Here is a 238-nt window from a genome sequence, read left to right on the forward strand (position 1 = left end):
CCCGTAGCTCAATTGGATAGAGCGTCTGACTACGGATCAGAAGGTTATGGGTTCGACTCCTGTCGGGCGCGCCATATAAATAAAAATATGCGGGTGTAGTTTAATGGTAAAACCTCAGCCTTCCAAGCTGATGTCGTGAGTTCGATTCTCATCACCCGCTCCATGAACTTTGAAAACTGAACAAGCAAAACGTTAACAATAAATGTTTCTGAATAAGAAACAAAATTTTGGACATCAA

At 41.6% G+C, this 238-nt stretch carries 1 tRNA gene; it reads left to right on the forward strand.

Annotated features, from left to right (window positions below):
• The first annotated feature begins 89 nt into the window (after window positions 1-89).
• Window positions 90-163, forward strand: a tRNA-Gly gene (locus AC3II9_RS22470).
• Window positions 164-238 lie beyond the last annotated feature (75 nt).

Source organism: Lysinibacillus sp. RU7 (genome assembly GCF_057837305.1).